This is a genomic window from Streptomyces actinomycinicus (assembly GCF_016741775.1).
Lineage (GTDB): Bacteria > Actinomycetota > Actinomycetes > Streptomycetales > Streptomycetaceae > Streptomyces > Streptomyces actinomycinicus.
This window is the reverse complement of sequence record NZ_JAERRK010000009.1, coordinates 45,212-66,235: the sequence shown is the minus strand read 5'-3', so window position 1 is coordinate 66,235 and position 21,024 is coordinate 45,212. Positions and strand designations below refer to the sequence as shown.

General features: G+C 72.6%; 16 protein-coding genes. 5 read left to right on the top strand and 11 right to left on the bottom strand.

Going from position 1 to position 21,024, the window contains the following annotated elements; translation table 11 throughout:
• The first annotated feature begins 10 nt into the window (after positions 1-10).
• Positions 11-823 carry a PaaX family transcriptional regulator gene (locus JK359_RS19630; RefSeq protein ID WP_201837306.1) on the top strand — a complete coding sequence of 271 codons (813 nt, stop codon included), beginning with the start codon at positions 11-13 and terminating at the stop codon, positions 821-823.
• 74 nt (positions 824-897) lie between these two features.
• On the opposite strand, the gene JK359_RS19625 is transcribed toward JK359_RS19630, so the two are convergent.
• Positions 898-3,315, bottom strand: coding sequence for a bifunctional salicylyl-CoA 5-hydroxylase/oxidoreductase (locus tag JK359_RS19625; RefSeq protein ID WP_443729085.1), 2,418 nt, complete (start codon positions 3,313-3,315; stop codon positions 898-900).
• On the bottom strand, positions 3,300-4,127 hold the full coding sequence (locus JK359_RS19620; RefSeq protein WP_201837304.1) for an enoyl-CoA hydratase family protein: 828 nt from the start codon (positions 4,125-4,127) through the stop codon (positions 3,300-3,302). The genes JK359_RS19625 and JK359_RS19620 overlap by 16 nt, the downstream gene beginning before the upstream one ends.
• Positions 4,128-4,421: 294 nt before the next feature.
• On the opposite strand from JK359_RS19620, the gene JK359_RS19615 reads away from it, so the two are divergent.
• Entirely contained in the window at positions 4,422-4,874 is a 453-nt protein-coding gene (locus JK359_RS19615; RefSeq protein WP_201837302.1) for an ATP-binding protein, read from the top strand.
• Here JK359_RS19615 and JK359_RS19610 read toward each other — a convergent pair.
• From JK359_RS19610 to JK359_RS19600, 3 genes are all read right to left on the bottom strand, one after another.
• Positions 4,834-6,282 (bottom strand): amino acid permease, encoded by a 1,449-nt coding sequence (locus tag JK359_RS19610; protein WP_201837301.1) that lies wholly within the window; start codon positions 6,280-6,282, stop codon positions 4,834-4,836. The two genes, JK359_RS19615 and JK359_RS19610, sit on opposite strands and share 41 nt — an antisense overlap.
• A gap of 113 nt (positions 6,283-6,395) precedes the next feature.
• Positions 6,396-7,418 (bottom strand): ornithine carbamoyltransferase, encoded by a 1,023-nt coding sequence (argF, locus tag JK359_RS19605; protein ID WP_201837299.1) that lies wholly within the window; start codon positions 7,416-7,418, stop codon positions 6,396-6,398.
• A gap of 62 nt (positions 7,419-7,480) precedes the next feature.
• Entirely contained in the window at positions 7,481-8,704 is a 1,224-nt protein-coding gene (locus tag JK359_RS19600) for an arginine deiminase (RefSeq protein ID WP_201837297.1), read from the bottom strand.
• A gap of 130 nt (positions 8,705-8,834) precedes the next feature.
• On the opposite strand from JK359_RS19600, the gene JK359_RS19595 reads away from it, so the two are divergent.
• Complete coding sequence (locus JK359_RS19595; protein ID WP_201837295.1) at positions 8,835-10,052, top strand: SPFH domain-containing protein; 1,218 nt, start codon at positions 8,835-8,837, stop codon at positions 10,050-10,052.
• Positions 10,049-10,936, top strand: a complete 888-nt coding sequence (locus JK359_RS19590; RefSeq protein WP_201837293.1) for a hypothetical protein — start codon at positions 10,049-10,051, stop codon at positions 10,934-10,936. Before JK359_RS19595 ends, JK359_RS19590 begins: the two co-directional genes overlap by 4 nt.
• A gap of 110 nt (positions 10,937-11,046) precedes the next feature.
• Here the strand turns inward: JK359_RS19590 and JK359_RS19585 are convergent, their stop codons facing one another.
• The 5 genes from JK359_RS19585 to JK359_RS19565 form a co-directional block, all read right to left on the bottom strand.
• The gene (locus tag JK359_RS19585; protein ID WP_307788181.1) at positions 11,047-11,586 is read right to left on the bottom strand and encodes a DUF5825 family protein; all 540 of its coding nucleotides are present in this window, start codon (positions 11,584-11,586) and stop codon (positions 11,047-11,049) included.
• Positions 11,583-13,430 carry a RiPP maturation radical SAM C-methyltransferase gene (locus JK359_RS19580; protein ID WP_201837291.1) on the bottom strand — a complete coding sequence of 616 codons (1,848 nt, stop codon included), beginning with the start codon at positions 13,428-13,430 and terminating at the stop codon, positions 11,583-11,585. Before JK359_RS19580 ends, JK359_RS19585 begins: the two co-directional genes overlap by 4 nt.
• A gap of 194 nt (positions 13,431-13,624) precedes the next feature.
• Complete coding sequence (locus JK359_RS19575) at positions 13,625-16,201, bottom strand: polynucleotide kinase-phosphatase (protein WP_201837289.1); 2,577 nt, start codon at positions 16,199-16,201, stop codon at positions 13,625-13,627.
• On the bottom strand, positions 16,198-17,679 hold the full coding sequence (locus JK359_RS19570) for a 3' terminal RNA ribose 2'-O-methyltransferase Hen1 (RefSeq protein ID WP_201837287.1): 1,482 nt from the start codon (positions 17,677-17,679) through the stop codon (positions 16,198-16,200). Before JK359_RS19570 ends, JK359_RS19575 begins: the two co-directional genes overlap by 4 nt.
• 231 nt (positions 17,680-17,910) lie before the next feature.
• Positions 17,911-18,852 carry a hypothetical protein gene (locus JK359_RS19565; protein ID WP_201837285.1) on the bottom strand — a complete coding sequence of 314 codons (942 nt, stop codon included), beginning with the start codon at positions 18,850-18,852 and terminating at the stop codon, positions 17,911-17,913.
• Positions 18,853-19,014: 162 nt separating this feature from the next.
• Between JK359_RS19565 and JK359_RS19560 the strand changes: the two genes are divergently transcribed.
• Positions 19,015-19,974, top strand: coding sequence for a D-alanyl-D-alanine carboxypeptidase family protein (locus tag JK359_RS19560; protein ID WP_201837283.1), 960 nt, complete (start codon positions 19,015-19,017; stop codon positions 19,972-19,974).
• A 53-nt stretch (positions 19,975-20,027) separates the two neighbouring features.
• Here JK359_RS19560 and JK359_RS19555 read toward each other — a convergent pair whose 3' ends face one another.
• A complete protein-coding gene (locus JK359_RS19555) occupies positions 20,028-20,951 on the bottom strand; it encodes an LLM class F420-dependent oxidoreductase (protein WP_201837281.1) in 924 nt (307 codons plus the stop codon).
• Between the last annotated feature and the right edge of the window lie 73 nt (positions 20,952-21,024).

Genomic DNA, 21,024 nt, shown 5'->3' with positions numbered 1-21,024 from the left:
AAGACCTAAAATGATCAACGTGTCCGAGCAGCACGCCCCCAGGTCCCTCATCGTCACGCTCTACGGCGCGTACGGCCGCTTCATGCCCGGTCCGGTGCCCGTCGCCGAGCTGATCCGGCTCCTGGCCGCGCTCGGCGTGGACGCGCCCTCCGTGCGCTCCTCGGTGTCCCGGCTCAAACGGCGCGGCCTGCTGCTGCCGGCCCGCACGGAGTCCGGCGCGGCCGGGTACGGGCTCTCCCCCGAGGCACGTCAGTTGCTGGACGACGGTGACCGGCGCATCTACGCGACCGCGCCCGTCGAGGACGACGGCTGGGTGCTCGCGGTGTTCTCGGTGCCCGAGTCGGAGCGGCAGAAGCGGCACGTGCTGCGCTCCCGGCTGGCCCGGCTGGGCTTCGGCACGGCGGCTCCGGGGGTGTGGATCGGCCCGGCCCGGCTGTACGAGGAGACGGAGCACACCCTGCGCCGGCTGCACCTGGATCCGTACGTGGACTTCTTCCGCGGCGAGCACCTGGGTTTCGCCCCGACGGCGGAGGCGGTGGGCCGCTGGTGGGACCTGGCCGCGATCGCCAAGGAGCACGAGCGCTTCCTGGACGCGCACGCGCCCGTGCTGCACGCCTGGGAGCGGCGCCCGGACACCCCGGCCGAGGAGGCCTACCACGACTACCTCCTGGCCCTCGACTCCTGGCGCCACCTCCCCTACACCGACCCTGGCCTGCCCACCCGCCTGCTCCCCGCCGACTGGCCGGGCGTCCGCTCCGCGGAGGTGTTCCGGGCTCTGCACCGGCGGCTGCGGGACGCGGGCGCCGCGTTCACGGGGCTCTGACGGAGCCCGGGCGGGGTGACCGGGAAAGGCACCCGCCCGTCGCCCGGGGCCGCACCCGGCGGGCAGGGCGGCTCTCAGCCGCCGAGCGACAGGCGGGGCCTGGGGGCGTCGGTGCGGCCGGTCTGCGGGCGCCGGCTGCCGGCCCGGTAGGGTGCGGGCCAGCCTGCGCCCGGGCCCTCGTAGCCCTGCTCGGCCGCCGCGTGCAGGGTCCAGTGCGGGTCGTACAGGTGCGGGCGGGCGAGTGCGCACAGGTCGGTGCGCCCGGCGAGGATGAGCGAGTTGACGTCGTCCCAGGAGGAGATCGCGCCGACCGCGATCACGGGGACGCCGGCCTCCTGCCGGATGCGGTCGGCGAACGGCGTCTGGTACGACCGGCCGTACTCCGGCGCCTCCTCGGCCACCACCTGCCCGGTGGAGACGTCGATGGCGTCGGCGCCGTGCGCGGCGAAGGCGCGGGCGATCCGGACGGCGTCCTCAGCGGTCGTCCCGCCCTCCGCCCAGTCGGTGGCCGAGATCCGCACCGTCATCGGCCGCTCCGCGGGCCACACCCCGCGTACGGCGTCGAAGACCTCCAGCGGGAACCGCAGCCGCCGCTCCAGCGAGCCGCCGTAGGCGTCGGTGCGCCGGTTGGTGAGCGGGGAGAGGAAGCCGGAGAGCAGGTAGCCGTGGGCGCAGTGCAGTTCGAGCAGGTCGAAGCCGACCCGGGCGGCCCGCCAGGCGGCGGCCGCGAACTGCTCGCGGACGTCGGTGAGCTGGGCGCGGGTGAGCTGGCGCGGGGTCTGGCCGCCGGGCCGGTACGGCAGCGGGGAGGCGGCGACGAGGGGCCAGTTGCCCTCGGGCAGCGGTTCGTCCATGCCCTCCCACATCAGCCTCGTGGAACCCTTGCGGCCGGAGTGGCCCAGCTGGACGCCGATCGCGGTGCCCGGCGCCCGGCGGTGCACGAAGTCGGTGATGCGCCGCCACGCCTCGGCCTGCCGGCCCGTGTAGAGGCCGGCGCAGCCGGGGGTGATGCGGCCCTCCGCGCTGACGCACACCATCTCGGTCATCACCAGGCCGGCCCCGCCGAGGGCGCGGGCCCCCAGGTGGACGAGGTGGAAGTCGCCGGGGACGCCGTCGGTGGCGGAGTACATGTCCATCGGTGACACGACCACCCGGTTGCGCAGGGTCAGGCCGCGCAGCCGGAACGGCGTGAACATCGGTGGGGTGCCGGGCGGGCAGCCAAACTCGCGCTCCACTCCCTCGGTGAAGTGGGGGTCGCGCAGCCGGAGGTTGTCGTGGGTGACGCGGCGGCTGCGGGTGAGCAGGTTGAAGGCGAACTGGCGCGGCGGCTGGCCGAGGTAGAGCCGCAGGTTCTCGAACCACTCCAGGCTGGCCCGGGCGGCCCGCTGGGTGGAGGCGACGACGGGCTTGCGCTCCTCCTCGTAGGCCGCCAGGGCACGGGGCACGTCCGGCTGTTCCGTCAGGCAGGCGGCCAGGGCCAGGGCGTCCTCCACGGCGAGCTTGGTGCCCGAGCCGATGGAGAAGTGGGCGGTGTGGGCGGCGTCGCCGAGGAGGACGACGTTGCCGTGCGACCACTGCTCGCAGGCCACCGTGCGGAAGGTGGTCCAGGCGGAGTTGTTGGAGCGCAGCGGGCGCCCGCCGAGCGCGTCGGCGAAGATCTTGGCGCAGCGTTCGAGGGTCTCCTGCGGGTCGAGTTGCGCGAATCCCGCAGCCAGCCAGACTTCTTCGCGCATCTCGATGATCACGGTGGAGGCGCCGGACCGGTCCTGGGTCCCGGGGGGCATCGGCGCGGGGTGGTGGCCGGGCGAGGGGTGGGCGTAGGGGTAGCCGTGCAGCTGCATCACGCCGTGTTCGGTCTCGGTGATCTCGAAGCGGAAGGCGTCGAAGGCGAAGTCGGCGGCGAGCCAGATGTAGCGGCAGTGGTGTTCGGTCACATGGGGGCGGAACACATGGGCGTAGCGTTCACGGGTGGTGCTGTGCACACCGTCGGCGGCGATGACCAGGTCATGGTCCTCCGCGAGCCGGTCGACGGGCGGGGCCTCGGTGGAGAAACGCAGGTCCACGCCGAGTGAGCGGCAGCGTTCGTGCAGGATCTCCAGCAGCCGGTGCCGGCCCAGCGCGGCGAATCCGTGGCCGCCGGAGCGGTGCCGAACGCCCCGGTGCACGATGTCGATGTCGTCCCAGCGGACGAAGTCGCGCCGGAGGGCTTCGTAGACGACGGGGTCGGCGTGTTCGATGCCGCCGAGGGTCTCGTCGGACAGGACCACGCCGAAGCCGAAGGTCTGGTCGGGGGCGTTGCGTTCCCAGACGGTGACCTCCCGCGCGGGGTCCAGCCGTTTCAGCAGGGCGGCGGCGTAGAGCCCGCCGGGGCCGCCGCCGATGACCGCCACCCGAAGGGAGCGGTTGCGCCTCGCTCCCGGCCGTGGGTCCGTCGTGGCCCGTCGCGCGGTTCCCCGCGCCCCTTGGGCGGGCACCGTCACCGTCCCCGCCACTTCGGGGGGCGCTTCTCCGTGAACGCCGCGTGGAACTCGTGGTAGTCCTCGCCGTTCATCAGCAGCGCCTGCGTCGACGCGTCCAGCTCCACCGCTGCCGCCAGGGGCATGTCCAGTTCCGCCGTCAGCAGGGCCTTCGTCTGGGCGTACGCCAGGGCCGGGCCGTCGGCCAGCCGGCGGGCGAGCGCCGCCGCCGCCTCGTCCACCCGGCCCTCCTCCGTCATCTCACTGATCAGGCCGATGCGCTCCGCCTCGGGGGCGCGGACCGGTTCGCCGAGCATGAGGAGGCGGGTGGCGTGGCCGAGGCCGACGACGCGGGGCAGCAGATAGGCCGCGCCCATGTCGCCGCCGGACAGACCGACCCGGGTGAAGAGGAAGGCGAAGCGGGCCGAGGGGTCCGCGATCCGGAAGTCGCAGGCGAGGGCCAGGACCGCGCCCGCGCCGGCGGCCACCCCGTGGACGGCGGCGACCACGGGGAACGGGCATTCGCGGATCGCCCGGACCACCTGGCCGGTCATGCGGTTGAAGTCCAGGAGCTGGGCGGTGTCCATGGAGAGCGTGGCACCGATGATCTCGTCGACGTCACCGCCGGAACAGAAACCGCGTCCTTCGCCGGCCAGTACCAGGGCGCGTACGGACCGTTCCCGGGACAGTTCGGCGAGCAGGTCGCGCAGGTTGGCGTAGGCGCCGAAGGTGAGCGCGTTGAGTTTCTCGGGGCGGGCGAGGGTGACGGTGGCGACCCCGTCGGCGATCCGGACCCGCAGGTGCTCCCAGTCGGAGGTACGGGCGGCGGAGCCGGTGAACGGACTCATGACGTGCGGCCTCCTCGGTCGGCGTGCCGTACGTTGCTCTGCCCTACGAAGCTATCACTTGTTTGTGACTGTCGTCACGGGCACGCGACATGCCGATCCGTGCCGGCCGGTCCCGGTCACATCCGTCACCGGTCGGCGACAGGGCCGTAACAAGGGGCCCCTGGCGGCGAGGCGGGCCGCCCCGGCGGGTAGGGCGCCCCTTGCCGGGGCGAACGTCCCGGCCGGTGCCCGGCCACGGTCCCCGGGACCGGGCCCCGTACCATGCCTACGGTTGAAAGCAGGACAGCCTGCTCCATGAACGGACTCGCCTTGCACGAACGCTCCGCCGAACCGGCCTCCTGGCGCATCGCACTGCCGCACACCACCGCGGCGGTGCCCGTGGCGCGCGCCCTGGTGCGTACGGCGCTCACCGAGGTGGAGCACCCGGCCGACTGCGACACCGCGGAGCTGCTCACGGCCGAGCTGGTGGCCAACGCTGTGGAGCACACCGCCGGGCGCGGCCCGATAGAGCTGGTCGTGGAGCTGCTGCCGGGTGGCTGCCAGGTCGAGGTGCACGACCCGGACCCGGCACCCCCCGGTCATCTGACCCGGCCGGTGATCGAGGAGCCCGACGTGTGGCAGGAGGGCGGGCGCGGGCTGCTGCTGATCCGCGCCCTCAGCTCGTCCTGCGGTCACCGCCCCACCCCGTCGGGCAAGGCGGTGTGGTTCAGACTGCCTGCGGTTCCCGCTCAGCGGCGTCCGGAGTGACCTCGCGGGCGCTCTGCGTCGCCAGCGTGGAGTGCCGGCGGCCGTAGGCGGCGTAGACGAGCAGGCCGGCCACGAGGAAGACGGCGAACTGCAGCCAGGTCTGCCAGCCGGTCTCGTACATCAGGTACAGGCAGAAGGCGACGCCGAGCAGCGGGGCCACGGGGTAGAGCGGCACCCGGAAGCTGCGGGCCAGGCCCGGCTCGCGACGGCGCAGGGCGATCACCGCGATGTTGACGACGGCCATGATGGCGAGGGTGCCGATGGTGCACAGGTTCATCACGGCGTCGAGGGAGGCGAAGGCCGCGGGGACCGCGAAGACGACCGCGACGATCAGCGTGCCGGCGACCGGCGTGGAGGTCCTCGGGGAGACCTTCTCGAAGACCCGCGGGATCAGGCCGTCGCGGGACATCGACATCAGGATGCGGGTCTGGCCGTACATCACGGCGAGGACGACCGAGGCGATGGCGACGACCGCGCCGAAGGCGATCACACCGCCGCCGACGGCGGAGCCGGTGACCTCGTTGACGACGTAGGACAAGGCGGCGGGCCGGCCGGCGACCTGGTCACCGCCGATGGCGCCGATCGCGGCGAGCGCGACCGCGCAGTACAGCAGGGTGACCAGGCCCATGCAGACGAGGATCGCGACGGGGATGTCCCGGCGCGGGTTCTTGGCCTCCTCGCCGGCGGTGGTGATCGCGTCGAAGCCGATGTACGAGAAGAACGCGGCGGTGGTGCCCGCGCCGATGCCGCCGAGGCCGGCCGGCGAGAACGGGGTGAGGTTGCCGTCCTTGAAGGCGCTGTAGCCGATGGCGCAGAAGGCGATCAGGATCACCAGCTTGACTGCGGCCATGGCGGCCGTCGCCCGGGCGCTCTCCCGCACCCCGCGCACCAGCAGCACGGAGGCCATGGCGATGACGATCACGGCCGGGAGGTTGACGACGCCGCCGTCGCCGGGGCCGGCGGACAGCGCGGCCGGGAGCTGCCAGCCGGTGAGGCTGTGCAGCAGCTCGTTGACGTACTGGCTCCAGCCGACCGCGACGGCCGAGATGGAGATGCCGTACTCCAGCAGCAGGCACCAGCCCACCAGGAAGGCGGTGGTCTCGCCGAGGCCGGCGTAGGCGAAGGAGTACGAGGAGCCGGAGACCGGGATCGCGCCGCCCAGCTCGGCGAAGGAGAGTGCGGTGAAGACGCAGGTGATCGCGGCGAGGACGAAGGAGACGACGACGGCCGGGCCGGCCTGCGCGACGGAGTCGGAGAGGCCGACGAAGATGCCGGTACCGACGATGGCGCCGACGCCGAAGCAGATGAGCTGGAAGAGGCCCATGGTGCGCTTCAGGCCGTGTCCCTCGCGGTCCGCGCCGGATTCGGCGACGAGCAGGTGGGGGGACTTGATACGGGGAGCGGGCATGCGGGTGGTGCTCGTTTCTGGTGGTGCGGGCGCCTGTCGTTGCGGCGCGGCGGCGGCTCCGGAAAAAGGGGTGGCTCCGGGCCGCCGGTCAGGATAAGGCCTGGTGAGCCGGGTCAGGCAAGGCTTTCCCCGGCCAGTGTGGCCACCAGCACGGCCTTGATGGTGTGCAGGCGGTTCTCGGCCTCGTCGAAGACGACCGAGTGGGCGGACTCGAAGACCTCGTCCGTCACCTCCAGCGACCGCAGGCCGTGGGCCTCGAAGACCTCCTGGCCGACCTTGGTGCCGAGGTCGTGGAAGGCGGGCAGGCAGTGCAGGAACTTCACGTCCGGGTTGCCGGTGGCGCGCAGGACGTCCATGGTCACGGCGTAGGGGGCGAGGGCGGTGATCCGCTCGGCCCACACGTCCTTGGGCTCACCCATGGAGACCCACACGTCGGTGGCGACGAAGTCGGCGCCCGCGACACCCTCGGCGACGTCCTCGGTGAGCGTGACGCGGGCCCCGCTGGTCGCGGCCAGTTCGCGGGCGCGGTCGACGATCTCCTGGGCGGGCCAGTAGGTCTTCGGGGCGACGATCCGTACGTCCATGCCGAGCAGGGCGCCGGTGATCAGGTAGGAGTTGCCCATGTTGAAGCGGGCGTCGCCGAGGTAGGCGAAGGCGATCTTCCGCAGCGGCTTGGTGCTGTGCTCGGTCATGGTGAGGATGTCGGCGAGCATCTGGGTGGGGTGCCAGTCGTCGGTGAGCCCGTTGTAGACGGGCACGCCGGCGTGCGCGGCCAGCTCCTCGACCTTGGCCTGGCTGTCGCCGCGGTACTCGATGCCGTCGTACATCCGGCCGAGGACGCGGGCGGTGTCCTTCACGGACTCCTTGTGTCCGATCTGGGAGCCCGTGGGGTCCAGGTAGGTGGTGTGGGCGCCCTGGTCGGCGGCGGCGACCTCGAACGCGCAGCGGGTGCGCGTCGAGGTCTTCTCGAAGATGAGCGCGATGTTCCTGCCCCGCAGATACTGGGTCTCGGTCCCCGCCTTCCTGGCCGCCTTCAGCTCGGCTGCCAGCTCGACCAGGCCGCGGAACTCCTCCTCGGTGAGGTCCAGCTCCTTGAGGAAGTGGCGGCCGGCGAGGGCGGTCGGGACTGTCGCCATGGCGGGCGCTCCAGAGGTACGACTACAGGGGACTCTGGAATTCTATACGACCCTTCACATTTCTATACGGCATCTCGTTCCACGGGACAGCTCATGCACCGCGGCCCGCCCCTGCCCCGGCCCAGTTCGCTGCCCGGGATCTCGATCACCTCGATGCCCTGCTTGCGCAGATGCGTGTTGGTGGTGACGTTCCGCTCGTAGGCGACGACGACACCGGGCTCGACGGCGAGCACGTTGCAGCCGTCGTCCCACTGCTCGCGTTCGGCCGCGTGCACGTCCTGCGTGGCGGTCAGCACCCGGATCTCGCCGAGGCCGAGCGCGGCGGCGATCGCCCGGTGCATGTGCTCCGGCGGATGGTCGGTGACCTTCAGCTCCCGCTCCCCGTCACCGGCCTCGATGGTGTACGAGCGGAGCATGCCGAGGCCGGCGTACTGGGTGAAGGTGTCGCCGTCGACCATGGTCATCACCGTGTCGAGATGCATGAAGGCGCGCCGCTTGGGCATGTCGAGCGCGACGATCGTACGCGCCGAGCCGGCCGCGAACAGCTTGTGCGCCAGCATCTCCACGGCCTGCGGGGTGGTGCGCTCGCTCATGCCGATCAGGACGGCACCGCCGCCGATCACCAGGACGTCGCCGCCCTCGATGGTGGAGGGGTAGTCCGCCTGCCCCCGGGACCAGACGCGGAACGTTTCCTCGCGGAACAGCGGGTGGTGCCGGTAGATCGCCTCGAAGTGGACGGTCTCCCGCTGCCGGGCGGGCCGGCGCATGGCGTTGATGGAGACGCCGTCGTAGATCCATGCCGAGGTGTCGCGGGTGAACAGGTGGTTGGGCAGCGGAGGGACCAGGAAGTCGTCCAGGTCCATCACGTGGAAGCGGACCGAGGTCGGCTCCGCGTGGGCCGCCAGGAACTCCCGCTTGGTCATCCCGCCGACCAGGGCCTCGGCCAGTCCGGCCGGGGTCATCCGGTCGAAGGTGGCGCGCAGGTGGTCGGTGGCGAGGGGGCCGTACTCCTTCTCGTCGAAGACCCGGTCCAGGACGAGCGCCCTCGCCTCGGGGATCTCCAGGGTGTCGGTGAGCAGGTCACCGAAGAGGTGGACGGTGACCCCGCGGTCGCGCAGGACGTCGGCGAACCCGTCGTGCTCGGCGCGCGCCCGGCGCACCCAGAGCACGTCGTCGAAGAGAAGGGCGTCCTTGTTGCTGGGGGTGAGCCTTTTGAGCTCCAGATCCGGCCGGTGCAGTATGACGCGGCGCAGCCGCCCGGCCTCGGAGTCGACATGGAATCCCATGCCTCCATCCTGGCCGCCGGGCCCCCGCTTCACCCGCGTCTCGGCGGTTTCCGCACCCTCCACTTCTCGTCCCCTTGACGACAAGCGGCGTGATCTTTTATCGTCTTCATGACGAAAACAAGGGGGACCGATGGCCGACATCACCCGGCGCCTGGGCCGGCGCCACCTGCGCGGGACACCGACGGCGCACATCCGGCACCACCGCGGCGGCAAGCTGGTGCATGACGGCCCCGGGCTCAGCTTCTGGTACCGGGCCCTGACCGCCGCGCTCTCCGAGATCCCGGTCGACGACCGCGAACTGGCCATGACCTTCCACGCCCGTACGGCCGACTTCCAGGACGTCACGGTGCAGGCGACGGTCACCTACCGGATCGGCGACCCGGCGCTGGCCGCCGCCCGGCTGGACTTCTCCATCGACCCTGACACGGGCGTCTGGCGCGGCACCCCGCTGGAGCAGCTCGGCACCCTGCTCACCGAGACGGCGCAGCAGCACGCGCTGGACGTGCTCGCCCGTACGCCGCTGTCGGCGGCGCTGGTCGACGGCGTGGCCGCGGTGCGCGAACGGGTCGCGGCGGGCCTGGGCACCGAACCGCGGCTGCCGGCCACCGGCATCGAGGTGGTGGCGGTGCGGGTGATGGCGGTGCGGCCGGAGCCGGAGGTGGAGCGGGCCCTGCGCACGCCGGCCCGGGAGCAGATCCAGCAGGACGCCGACCGGGCCACCTACGAGCGGCGGGCCGTGGCGGTCGAGCGGGAACGCGCCATCGCCGAGAACGAACTGGCCAGCAAGATCGAACTCGCCCGCCGGGAGGAGCAGCTGGTCGAGCAGCGCGGCACCAACGCGCGCCGCGAGGCGGAGGAGCAGGCGGCCGCGGACGCGGTGCGCGCCGACGCCGAGGCGGCGCGCTCGGTCAAGCTCGCCGAGGCGGAGGCCGCCCGCTCGGTCAAGCTCGCCGAGGCGGAGGCCGCGCGCTCCGTCAAGCTCGCCGAGGCGGAGGCCGCGCGCTCCGTCAGGCTCGCCGAGGCGGAGGCCGCGCGGACGGCCGCCCTCACCGAGGCCGAGGCGGCCCGCACCCTCAAGCTCGCCGAGGCGGACGCGGCCCGGGCGGTGCGGGCCGCCCGTGCGGAGGCCGAGGGGGCGCGTGAGGTCGGCGAGGCACGGGCCGCGGCCCAGGCGGCCTGGCTGCGGGTGCACGCGGAGGCCGGTGTCGAGGGCGCGGCGACGCTCCGGGCGCTCACCGCGACCCGGCTGGCCGAGAACCTGCCCCGGATCGACAGCGTGACCGTCTCCCCGGACGTGCTGACCGGGCTGCTGGCGAAGCTCGGCGGCGACCCGGAGGCCGGGGCGTGAGCCTCGCCCCGCGGGCCGTACTGGTGCACCGCACCACGGAGTACGAGGAGCTGGTGGCCCGGCACGGCACGCACGGTCAGGCCGCCTTCTTCCTCGCCTCCCGGGGCCGGGACATCGAGGAGGTCGCCGGACGGCACCGCCGGGCCCGCCGGGCGCTGGCCGAGGTCACCGCCGCGGTCCCGCTGACCTGGCGTCAGGCACGCGTCGAGCGGGCGGATCTGGACCGGTTCCTGTTCGCTCCCGAGGACGTGGTCGTGGTCGTCGGCCAGGACGGACTGGTGGCGAACGCCGCCAAGTACCTCACCGGCCAGCGGGTGATCGGCATCGACGCCGACCCCGGCCGCAACCCCGGTGTGCTGGTCCGGCACCGTCCGCGGGACGCGGCGAAGCTGCTGCCGGCGGGGACGGCGGTGGACGAACTGACCATGGTGGAGGCCGTCGCCGACGACACCCAGCGGCTGGTGGCCCTCAACGAGATCTACCTGGGCACGCCGGGCCACCAGACCGCCCGCTACCGCCTGGGACTCGACGGCGACGGGGGTGCCGCCGAGGCCCAGGCCTCCTCCGGCGTGCTGGTGGGCACCGGCACGGGCGCGACCGGCTGGCTGCGCTCGGTGTGGCAGGAGCGTGGCGGCCGGCTCGCGCTGCCCTCCCCCACGGAGGACCGGCTGGTGTGGTTCGTGCGGGAGGCCTGGCCGTCACCGGCCACCGGGACGAGCCTGGTCGCGGGTGAACTCGGGGTCTCGTCGGCGCTGACGGTGACCGTCGAGTCCGACCGGCTGATCGCGTTCGGCGACGGCATCGAGACGGACGCGCTCCAGCTCACCTGGGGGCAGACGGTCCGGGTCGGGGTGTGCGGGCAGCGGCTGCGGCTGGCCTGTTAGCGGGGGCGGACCGGGGCGGCGGCAGCCCGGCGGGCCGGCGAGACCGCACGCGGCGGCTCCGGTCGCCCGGCCGGCGGGGGCGGGCCGGGGCGGCGGTGCCGGGCGGGGCGTCAGATGGCGGTGCAGGGCACCGGCCACTGCCGGAGGCGTGGGGGCAGGGTCACCGCCCATCCGCCGGTGGCCAGGACCAGCCGCTCGGCCGTGAGGAGACCGAGCGCCTCGCGCTCGGCAGGGTCCAGGGCGGCCACGGGCGTGGGCTCCAGCAGCCGGAGGAAGGCGGCGACGAGGCGGGGGTGGTCCAGGGTGAGCCGGACGGCCGTGCCCCGCTCCCTGCGGTCCAGCACGGTGACGAAGTCCGGGCCGCGCCGGTGGTAGAGGATGCCGTGCGCGTGGTCGGCCCGCCACGCCTCCAACAGGGCCAGGGACGCGGGTAGTTCGGCCGGCGGGGGCAGGTGGTGCAGGATGCCGGGGTCGTACCCGGGCGTGCCCGTCGCCCGCCAGGTCACCCGCAGACCGCGGCCCTGGCACTCGCGCAGGAAGCACACCGCCTCCGCCGTCCCGCGCCCGGTCCCGCCGATGTCCAGGGGCGCGGCCGTCTCCACCCGGCGCCCGGTGAGCCGGTGCGGCACGGCGCCGGGCAGCCCGCTCACCGGCCCCCCTCGGGCAGCCGCACCGGTTCGCCCCAGGTCGGCAGGGAGACGTAGGTGGCGCCGTCACGGAACAACAGGCCGAGGGCGAAGGCCTGCCGGACCCAGTCCGTCAGCTCCTGCACCGCCATCCCGTGGCCGTCGGCGGTCAGCAGCCGGTGCAGCGCGGGGACGGTACGGCCGTCCTCCAGGCCCCGCAGGGCCGCGGCGCGCCAGCCGGCGAACCGGTGGGTGCCGGGCGGACGCCCGTGCCGCCGCTCGTGCACCAGCAGTTCCGCGCCCGCCTCCTCGAACAGCAGCCGCGAGTGCGCGTGCCCGGCCCGCCACGCGGCCACGGCGTCCGTGAGCCGTTGCTCGACCGGGCCGGCGATGCCCGCGTCCTCGGTGTCGAAGAGGTAGACCAGGTCGCCGAGTTCGTCCTCGGGCAGGTCGTACACGTGCTGGTACATCTGCGCCGGGCGGCGTTTGCCGAAACCGAGGCCCGGGTCGGTGAAGTGCGGGCTGAACCGCTCCAGCTGGATGCGGTGGGCCCCGCTGGGCGGTTGCAGGTGCACCAGGGCCGGGAGCTGGTCGATGACGGGCGTGTAGTCGTCGGCACTCTCGCCCGGGAAGCCGTACAGCAGGTTCCAGGAGCAGGTCAGGGCGTGGTTCTCGCACTCGCGCAGGGTGCGGACGTTGCGGGCGCCGGTGACGCCCTTGTCCATCAGGTCCAGGACGCGGCTGCCCAGGCTCTCGATGCCGGGCTGGATGTGCACCGTGCCCGAGTCGCCGAGGAGCCGGAGCTGGGCGGGGGTGAGGTTCGACTTGACCTCGTAGTGCAGCCGCAGGTCCCAGCCGCTCGCGGCCACGCGGGGCAGGAAGTCACGGAAGTAGGCCATGTCGATGATGTTGTCGACGGTGACCACGTCGAGGATGCGGTGCCGGCGCACCAGCCGGTCGATCTCTGCCCACAGCCGCTCCCCCGGCTTGGCCCGGAAGGCCATGGCGGAGCCGTTCAGCCCGCAGAACGTGCAGTGGTGCTTCTCGCCCCACCAGCAGCCGCGGGCGCCTTCCACGACCAGCTTCGGATGGATGTGCTCCTGCACCGGGGAGGCGTCCAGGGCGGCTTGCCACTGGTCGTAGTCGGGCGAGGGGATGTCGGCCGGGGGAACGGTCCGCCGGGTCTCGGGGTTGGCCCGGGACACCGGGCCGTCCCACCAGCACAGGCCCGGGACGTCCGCGGGCCCGGTGCGCGCGTCCAGGTGGTGCAGCAGGGCCGGGAAGGCGTGCTCGGCCTCGCCGCGGACCACGTGGTCGACGAACGGGTGGTTGCGGTGCAGGGCGTGTCCCATGGGACCGTCGCAGTTGCTGCCACCGAGGACGATCGTCAACCCCGGGCGTCTTCGCTTGAGTTCACGGGCCAGGGCGAGCGAGGGGACGTTCTGCATGAAGGTGGTGGTGAAACCGACCACGTCCGGCTCGGCGGCCAGCACCTCGGTGGCGCAGGCGTCGACGAAGGGGGCCGCGTACGGGCGCATGGCGACGGCCGTTTCGACGGGGACGCCCCGGCCGGACGCGTAATCCCGCAGCCGGGCCAGACCCCAGCCGGGGTCGTCGTACAGGGCTCCGGAGAAGACCCAGTCGCCGAGGCCGTGGAAGATCGCGTCGCTGCCGACCTCCACGCAGTCCGCCGGCCGCAGCCGGCCGCCGGACCGCTCCAGCAGGAACTCGGCCCAGCGCAGCGAGCCGTGGAACTCGGTCACCTCGTCGCCGGGCCGGGCCTCCCGCACGATCCGGTTCAGCAGGCCCAGTTGCAGCGAGGGCAGGTCGAGCGGATGCCACGGCATCGTGACCAGATGGACGCGCATGGTCTCAGCGGGTCGGCCGCTTCTCCAGGATGGCCGGCCGGCGGGTGGTGCTCTGCTGGTCCTCGCGGACCACGACCTTCTTGATCTCCACGCCCACCGCTCCCCTCACGACGCGCGAACACCCTTGTGCCGCACGGCCGTCCACCATATGGACAGAACTGTGTGCGACACAAGGGCGATCTGTGACGGGCCGCCTACAGGCGCGGGTCCACCGGCTCCGACTCCAGCGCCAGCACCCCGAACACGGCCTCGTGCACCCGCCACAGCGGTTCCCCGTCCGCGAGCCGGTCCAGGGCCTCCAGGCCCAGGGCGTACTCGCGCAGCGCGAGCGACCGCTTGTGGTTCAGGAAGCGCCGGCGCAGACGGGCGAGGTTGTCCGGCCGGGTGTACTCGGGACCGTAGATGATCCGCAGGTACTCGCGGCCCCGGCACTTGACGCCGGGCTGCACCAGGCGCCCCTCGGCGTTGCGGACCAGCGCGCCGAGCGGCTTGACGACCATGCCCTCGCCGCCGCGGCCGGTCATCTCCAGCCACCAGTCGACGCCCGCGCCGACCGACTCCGGGTCGCCGGTGTCGACGTACAGCCGCCGGGTGGTCTGCAGCAGCCCGGTACCGTCGTGCTCCACCATCCGGTCGATCAGGGCCAGCTGCCCGTCGTGCGGGAGCACGGCGAGGTTGCGGCCCTGGGCGGCCAGGAGCTGGAAAGGAGCCAGCCGGACCCCTTCCAGGCCCTCGGTGGTCCAGCAGTAACGGCGGTAGGCGGCGGTGAACGCGGCCGCGTCACCGGCCCGTTCCCGCTGCCGCTCCAGCAGTCCGGCCACGTCGGCGCCACGGGCCGCGGCGGCCTCCAGTGCGGCGAGCGCACCCGGGAACACCGCCCCGGAGGCGGCGCCCACGGCCGCGTACTGGCTGCGCAGCAGGCCGGAGGCCTTCAGCGACCAGGGCATCAGCTCGGCGTCCAGCAGCAGCCAGTCCGTGCCGAGTTCCTCCCACAGTCCGGCGTCCGTGATCGCCGAGCGCAGCCGGCCGAGGATCTCCTCGGTCACCTTCTCGTCGTCGAAGAACGGCCGGCCGGTACGGGTGTACAGGGAGCCGGTGGGGCCCGTTCCGCTCTCGTGGCCGCCCGGACGGGAGGCGTCCCCGACGCCGAACCGCTTCCGGGCCGCCTCCGCGTCCCGGCACACCAGGGCCACGGCCCGCGAGCCCATGTGCTTCTCCTCGCACACGACCCGCGCGACCCCGTCGGCCGCGTACTGCGCGAAGGCCTCCCGCGGATGCTCCAGGTACCCCTCGACCTGCGAGGTCGCCGTCGGCGCCATGGTCGGCGGCAGGTACGGCAGCAGGCGCGGGTCGGTCGCGAAGCGGCTCATGACCTCCAGGGCCGCGGCCGCGTTCTCCTCCCGGACCGCCACCATGCCCGCGTGCCGGGTCTCCACGGCCCGGCGGCCGTGCACGTCCGCCAGGTCCAGCGGCCGGCCGTCGTGCCCGCCGGGCGCCTCCGAGCGCAGCGGCTTCGCCGGCTCGTACCAGACCCGCTCGGCCGGTACGTCGACCAGCTGCCGCTCCGGCCAGCGCAGCGCGGTGAGCTTGCCGCCGAAGACGGCACCGGTGTCCAGGCAGATGGTGTTGTTGAGCCAGGTGGCCTCCGGGACGGGAGTGTGGCCGTAGACCACCGCGGCGCGGCCCCGGTAGTCCTCCGCCCACGGGTAGCGCACCGGCAGCCCGAACTCGTCGGTCTCGCCGGTGGTGTCGCCGTACAGGGCGTGCGAGCGGACCCGGCCGGAGGTGCGGCCGTGGTACTTCTCGGGCAGGCCCGCGTGGCAGACGACCAGCCTGCCGCCGTCGAGGACGTAGTGGCTGACCAGTCCGTCCAGGAACTGCCGAACCTCGGCCTTGAACTCCTCGCTCTCGCCCTCCATCTGCGCGACGGTCTCGGCGAGGCCGTGGGTGAGCTGGACGTTGCGGCCCTTGAGGTAGCGGCCGTACTTGTTCTCGTGGTTGCCCGGCACGCACAGCGCGTCGCCCGACTTCACCATCGCCATCACCCGGCGCAGCACCCCCGGGCTGTCCGGGCCGCGGTCGACGAGGTCGCCGACGAACACGGCGGTACGGCCCTCGGGGTGCACACCGTCCACGTAGCCCAGCTCGGCGAGCAGGGCCTCGAGTTCGGACGAGCAGCCGTGGACGTCGCCGATGATGTCGAAGGGGCCGGTGAGGTGGGTCAGGTCGTTGAAGCGCTTCTCGGTGACGACGGTGGCGTTCGCGGCCTCCTCGGCCCCGCGCAGCACGTGCACCCTGCGGAAGCCCTCGCGCTCCAGGTGACGCAGCGAGCGGCGCAGTTCGCGCACGTGCCGCTGGATGACCCGGCGGGGCATGTCGGCGCGGTCGGTGCGGGCCGCGTTGCGTTCGGCGCACACCTCCTCCGGCACGTCCAGCACGATGGCGATGGGCAGCACGTCGTACTTCTTGGCCAGCTCGATCAGCTGCCGGCGGCTGTCCTGCTGCACGCTGGTGGCGTCCACCACGGTACGGCGGCCGGCGGCCAGCCGCTTGCCGGCGATGTAGTGCAGGACGTCGAAGGCGTCCCGGGTGGCGCTCTGGTCGTTCTCGTCGTCGGAGACCAGGCCGCGGCAGAAGTCCGAGGAGATCACCTCGGTCGGCTTGAAGTGCCGGCGGGCGAACGTGGACTTGCCGGAACCGGAGGCGCCGACGAGGACGACGAGGGAGAGGTCGGTGACGGGCAGTTCCCGTCCCGTGCGGTTCCCGGTCATGCGGCCTTCGCCTCCTTCTCGGTGCCGGTGCGGTCGTTGCGGTGGAACACGGCCATCTGGGTGGGCGGACCGACCTCCGGGTCGTCCGGGCCGACGGCGGCGAACTCCACGCCGTAGCCGTGCCGTCCGGCGACGTCCGCCGCCCAGCCGCGGAACTCCTCGCGGGTCCATTCGAAGCGGTGGTCACCGTGCCGGACGTGTCCGGCGGGCAGGGTCTCCCAGCGGACGTTGTACTCGACGTTCGGGGTGGTCACGAGGACCGTGCGGGGACGCGCGTGCCCGAACACGGCGTACTCCAGGGCGGGCAGCCGGGGCAGGTCGAGGTGCTCGACGACCTCGCTGAGCACGGCGGCGTCGTAGCCCTTGAGCCGGTTGTCGGTGTAGGCGAGCGAGCCCTGGAACAGCTTCACGCGGGACGCCTGCCGCTCCCCCATGCGGTCCAGCTTGAGCCGGCGGGAGGCGATGGTGAGGGCCCGCACGGAGACGTCGACCCCGACGACCTCGGTGAACCGCACGTCCTTCAGCAGCTCCTGCACCAGCTGGCCCTGGCCGCAGCCGAGGTCGAGCACCCGGGCGGCGCCGGACGCGCGCAGGGCGGCGACGATCGCCTCCCGGCGCTGCACGGCGAGCGGGGCCGGCTTCTCCTCGGCCTCGCCGTCCGTCTCCTGCGGGACCGCGTTGTCGAGGTCCTCGACCTCGCTGTCGTCGGCCTCGGCGAGGCGCACCAGTTCCAGCCGCTCCCTCGCCTGCCGGGTCAGGGACCAGCGGCGGGACAGGTACCGGCTGGTGATGAGCTGCTGCTCCGGGTGCGTGGGCAGCCAGCCCTCACCGGCCCGCAGCAGCTTGTCGACCTCCTCGGAGGAGACCCAGTAGTGCTTGGCGTCGTCGAGCACCGGCAGCAGCACGTACAGGTGGCGCAGCGCCTCGGCGAGGGTCAGCGCCTCGGACTCCAGGACGAGCCGGACGTACCGCGAGTCGCCCCACTCCGGGAACTCGGTGTCCAGGGCGACCGGGTCGGCGGTCACCGACCAGCCGAGCGGTTCGAAGAGCAGGCGTACGAGGCCGGGTCCGCCGCGGGCGGGCAGCGCCGGGACCTCGATGCGCAGCGGCAGCGGGGCGGCGGCACGCTCCGGGCGGGCGTTGCACACACCGCGCAGGGCGCTGGAGAACACGGTGCTCAGCGCGACCGCGAGCAGCGAGGAGGCGGCGTAGGGGCGGTCGTTGACGTACTGGGCGAGGGCAGCGTCGGGCGCGCCGCCGCGGCCCTTGCCCTTGCCGCGCCGGACCAGGGCGACCGGGTCGGTCTCCAGCAGCAGAGCGGCCGTGCAGCGCTGTTCCTCCGCCTCTGGGTAGAACACGTGCGCCGTGCCGTACGAGGTGGAGAACGCCTGTGCCTTGCCGGGGTGCTTGTGCAGCAGATACCCCAGATCGGTGGCCGGGTTCCCGGCCGTTCCGGTGGTGGAGATCGTCACGAACATGCTGGCGATTCTTCCCGGCCGGACCCTGGCCGACCACCTGTTTTCCTCACGGCGGCGGTCGGCCGGGGTACGCGGACCCGCCGGCTGGGCCGCCGACGGCTCGGCTCACGTCCCGGCGTTCACCTCCCGGCGCTCACGTCCCGGCGCTCGCCTCCCGGTGCTCACCTCCCGGTGCTCACCTCCCGGTGCTCACGTCCCGGCGCTCGCCTCCCGGTGCTCGCCTCCCGGTGCTCACGACTCCGCGTCGACGATCTTCCGGGCGTCGGCCATGGTCCGCTCGTCGGCCGCGCGGCCCTCCTCCAGCGCCTTCTTGTTCCTGGCGATGGCTTTCTTCTGCGCGCGGCTCTCGATGGCGTGCACCGTCTGGATGTACTCGGTGTCGAGCTTGCACCGGGCGTCGGCGGCGGCGGTCTTCTTCTCCTTGCGCGACGGCTTGTCGTTGAGGAACCAGTCGGGGTCGACGGACGACTTGTCCGGGCCGGGATAGCGGAAGCCCTTCTCCTTCATGCAGTGCGACCACTCGCGGTCGGCCTTCTTCCAGGCGGGGTCCTTCTTCGCCTCCTTGTGCGCCTGGTACCAGAGGGTGCCGGCGACCGAGTAGTAGCCGCTGAGCTTGATGCCGCCGATCTCCGTCGGCTCGGGCTCGGGACCGGAGATCTTGCGGAGCGCCTCGCCCATGCAGCCCTTCTCGGGGATGGGGCTGCCGTGCGCCCGGTGGCTCTCGCCGGACTCGTAGGTGCCGGTCAGCGCCGTGTACTGGTCGGCCGGCCACTCCATGGGCTGGTCGGTCGCCTCGTCCTGGATCCGGTCGTGGTAGCCGTGTTCGGCCGCCAGGTCGGGGTCGTCCACGCCGTACGGGCTGTCGTCGCCGAGCTTGCTCATGCTCGCGAGGGTGCCCTGCCGCACCGGGTACGTCGACTCGACCGTCCTGATGTCGAGCGTCTTGAAGCCGGTGAAGCCGAGCCGGACCATGCACTTCCTGGCGAGGATCCACTGCGCCGTGCCGACGGCCTTCCCCTTCGCGGACGCCGCGTCCGGGAGGTAGTCGTTCAACGGGAACGACCGCATGGTGTTGAGGCGGTGAGCCTCGTCGTCGGCGTCGTCGCCGCCGACGAACTGGCATGCCGACACGGCCAGCAGACCGGTGAGGGCAAGAGGGAGGAGTTTACGCACGCGGTCATATGATCAGCCCGAGATCATGTGCGCTGTGACGGAGGCCACAGTTCCGCCACAAGGCGTTCACAGGAGGGTCATGTGATCTCCGTTATGGCCGCACGGAACCGGAACTGATGGAGTGAGCCTTCGTCAACTGACCGATGACCGAAGGGGGAAACCATGACCACAGGCCAGGGAATCCGAGGCCGCGGCAGAGCCGCCGTCGTGCTGACGGCCGGCGCCGTACTCGGCGCGGGCGTCCTCGCGAGCGCTCCCGCCCAGGCTGCCGCGCCGGCGCCGGCGGCCGCCGCGCACCGCACCGCCGCTGCTGCCGCCGCGGCTCCGCAGGTTCAGGCGCAGGGCGCCTACGCGATGAACTCGGCCACCGGCAAGCAGCTGTTCGGCAAGGCTCCGGACGGAAAGCTGCGCACCGGCTCCACCACGAAGATCATGACCGCACTCGTGGTCCTCTCCCAGCGGAACGTCGACCTGCGCAAGAAGGTCAAGATCAAGAAGGAGTACACGGACTACGTCATCGACCCGGTGACGGACACCCAGCGCTACTCCAGCGCCAACCTGATCCTCGGCGACTCCATGTCGGTGGGCGACCTGCTGTACGGCCTGCTGCTCCCCTCGGGCTGCGACGCGGCCTACGCGCTCGCGGACACCTACGGCACGGGCTCGACGACGGCCCAGCGGACCAAGTCGTTCATCGGCAAGATGAACAGCAAGGCGCGCGAACTCGGCCTGAAGAACACACACTTCGACTCCTTCGACGGGGTGTCCAACGGCAAGAACTACTCCTCGCCGCGCGATCTGGCCAAGCTGGCCCAGACCGCGATGAAGAACAAGACGTTCAAGAAGGTCGTCGGCACCAAGGTCTACGACGACATGCAGTCGTACCGGCCGGGCGGCGGCACGCACGCCATGAAGCCGTGGAGCAACTCCAACAAGCTTCTCTCCACGTACCGGGGCGCGATCGGCGTGAAGACGGGCTCCGGCCCGGAGGCGAAGTTCTGCCTGGTGTTCGCGGCTACCCGCGGCTCCAAGACGGTCGTGGGCACCATCCTCGCGGACACCTCGGCGGACCAGCGCTTCAAGGACGCGACGAAGATCCTCGACTACGGCTTCACGCGCTGAGCGGAGCCGGGGGGATCACCCGGTCCCCCCGGCAGCAGGCCGGTCCCGGCGGGCTACGACAGCTGCGACTGGACCTGGGAGGAGATCAGTTCCAGGTGGTCCAGGTCGTCGAGGTCCAGGATCTGGAGGTAGATCCGCCGGGAGCCGACCGCGGCGTACCGGCCGATCTTGTCGACGACCTCGGCCGGGGAGCCGGCGAGCCCGTTGGCCTTCAGCTCGTCCACCTCACGGCCGATCGCGGCGGCGCGGCGGGCGACCTCCCGGTCGTCCTTGCCGACGCAGGCCACGAGCGCGTTGGAGTACGTCAGCGCGTCCGCTCCGCGGCCGGCCTCCACCGCGGCGGCCCGGACCCGGCCGAACTGCCGCTCACTGTCCTCGACCGAGGCGAACGGGATGTTGAACTCGTCGGCGTACTGGGCGGCGAGCCGCGGCGTACGGGTCGCACCGTGACCGCCGATGAGTACGGGCACCTTCTTCTGGGCCGGCTTGGGCAGCGCCGGTGAGTCGGTGAGGTCGTAGTGGACGCCGTGGAAGTCGAAGGTCTTGCCGACCTCGGTCGCCCACATCCCGGTGACGATCGCCAGCTGCTCCTCGAGCCGCGCGAACCTCTCCTTCGGGAACGGGATCCCGTACGCCTTGTGCTCCTCCTCGAACCAGCCCGCGCCGAGGCCGAGTTCCACCCGGCCCCCCGACATCCGGTCGACCTGGGCGACCTGGACGGCGAGCACGCCGGGCAACCGGAAGGTGCCGGCCGTCATCAGGGTGCCCAGCCGGATCCGCCTGGTCTCGCGGGCCAGGCCGGCCAGCGTGATCCAGGCGTCCGTGGGACCGGGCAGACCGTCCGCGTTACCCATGCGCAGATAGTGGTCCGAGCGGAAGAAGGCGTCGAATCCCAGGTCCTCGGTGGCCTTCGCCACGGTGAGCAAGGTGTCGTAGGTGGCCCCTTGCTGGGGCTCGGTGAAGATTCGAAGGTCCATACACCCATCCTGCACGCCACGGGCCACGTCAACCTCGCCGGTACCGTCCGGCGCGGCCGTCCCCGGTCGGGTG

Excerpts from the sequence above, each read along its gene's own strand:
- JK359_RS19555 (WP_201837281.1), bottom strand. The coding sequence starts at position 20,951 with ATGGACCTTCGAATCTTCACCGAGCCCCAGCAAGGGGCCACCTACGAC.
- JK359_RS19575 (WP_201837289.1), bottom strand. The coding sequence starts at position 16,201 with ATGACCGGGAACCGCACGGGACGGGAACTGCCCGTCACCGACCTCTCC.
- JK359_RS19610 (WP_201837301.1), bottom strand. The coding sequence starts at position 6,282 with ATGCCCGCTCCCCGTATCAAGTCCCCCCACCTGCTCGTCGCCGAATCC.
- JK359_RS19595 (WP_201837295.1), top strand. The coding sequence starts at position 8,835 with ATGGCCGACATCACCCGGCGCCTGGGCCGGCGCCACCTGCGCGGGACA.
- JK359_RS19630 (WP_201837306.1), top strand. The coding sequence starts at position 11 with ATGATCAACGTGTCCGAGCAGCACGCCCCCAGGTCCCTCATCGTCACG.
- JK359_RS19600 (WP_201837297.1), bottom strand. The coding sequence starts at position 8,704 with ATGGGATTCCATGTCGACTCCGAGGCCGGGCGGCTGCGCCGCGTCATA.
- argF (WP_201837299.1), bottom strand. The coding sequence starts at position 7,418 with ATGGCGACAGTCCCGACCGCCCTCGCCGGCCGCCACTTCCTCAAGGAG.
- JK359_RS19560 (WP_201837283.1), top strand. The coding sequence starts at position 19,015 with ATGACCACAGGCCAGGGAATCCGAGGCCGCGGCAGAGCCGCCGTCGTG.
- JK359_RS19620 (WP_201837304.1), bottom strand. The coding sequence starts at position 4,127 with ATGAGTCCGTTCACCGGCTCCGCCGCCCGTACCTCCGACTGGGAGCAC.
- JK359_RS19570 (WP_201837287.1), bottom strand. The coding sequence starts at position 17,679 with ATGTTCGTGACGATCTCCACCACCGGAACGGCCGGGAACCCGGCCACC.
- JK359_RS19615 (WP_201837302.1), top strand. The coding sequence starts at position 4,422 with ATGAACGGACTCGCCTTGCACGAACGCTCCGCCGAACCGGCCTCCTGG.
- JK359_RS19580 (WP_201837291.1), bottom strand. The coding sequence starts at position 13,430 with ATGCGCGTCCATCTGGTCACGATGCCGTGGCATCCGCTCGACCTGCCC.